Raw genomic sequence first — 1,083 nt, 5'->3', positions numbered from 1 at the left:
GCGTTCCAGGCCAGCCAGCCCACCGCGCCGACGAAGGCGCCGGCGATCAGCAGCTGCGCCAGGACGGCCCGGGCCCGGCCGTCGAACCAGAGTCGCTTGAACATGATGAGACTCGCCCGCCGCTCAGTTGAAGACGTACGGGTACATCAGGCCGCCGTCGCGATACAGGCGGTTCATGCCGCGCTCGAGCTTCATCGGGCTGTTCTTGCCGACGTTGCGCTCGAAGATCTCGCCGTAGTTGCCCAGCTGCTTGACGATGTTGTAGGCCCAGCGCTCGTCCAGCCCCAGCGCCTTGCCGTTGCCTGGCTCGGTGCCCAGGAAGCGGGCGATGCGCGGATCGTCGGACTTGAGCATGTCGTCGACGTTGGCCTGGGTGATGCCCATGTCCTCGGCGGCGATCGGCACCTGGATGACCCATTTGACGATGTCGAACCAGCGGTCGTCGCCATGGCGCACCGACGGCGTCAGCGCCTCGCTGTGGCCGCTGGCGGGGAAGATCACGTAGTCGTCGGGGTTCTGCGCCTGGGTCGCGCGCACCGCCGCCAGCGCCGAGGCGTCGGTGATCAGGCCGTCGCAGCGGCCCGAGAAGAACGCCTGGCGCGAGGCCGCGACGTTGTCGAACAGCACGGTCTTCAGGCCCAGCTTGAACTTGCGCGACAGGTCGGCCACCGTGACCTCGTTGGTGGAGCCGGTCTGCACGCAGATGGTGGCGCCGTTCATGTCCTTGGTCTGGGTGATGCCCAGGTCCTTGCGCACCATGAAGGCGTCGTACTCGTAGTAGTTCGGATAGGTGAAGTTGATGCCGTTGGCGTCGCGCCGCAGGGTCCACGAGGTGGTGCGCGGCAAGACGTCGATCTGGCCGGTCTGCAGGGCCGTCAGGCGCTGCTGGCCGGTCAGCGGCACGAAGCGCGTCTTGCTGGCGTCGCCCAGCACCGCGATGGCGATGGCGCGGCAGGTGTCGACGTCCAGGCCCTTCCAGTTGCCGTCCTTGTCGGGCGCCGAGAAGCCGGTGGTGCCGTGGCCGGAGCCGCAGATGACATAGCCGCGGGCGCGGATCTGGTCCACCGTGGGGCTGTTGGTCTG

1 protein-coding gene is annotated in these 1,083 nt (G+C 67.9%); it reads right to left on the bottom strand.

The features are described 5' to 3' along the window. Window positions 1-123: 123 nt before the first annotated feature. Window positions 124-1,083 (bottom strand): amino acid ABC transporter substrate-binding protein (locus N801_RS22150; RefSeq protein WP_035940930.1); only part of this gene is annotated, 960 nt, incomplete at its 5' end.

The organism is Knoellia aerolata DSM 18566, assembly GCF_000768695.1.
GTDB classification, from domain to species: domain Bacteria; phylum Actinomycetota; class Actinomycetes; order Actinomycetales; family Dermatophilaceae; genus Knoellia; species Knoellia aerolata.
Note: the sequence above shows the minus strand (reverse complement) of the source record. Positions and strands in the feature narration are given on the sequence as shown.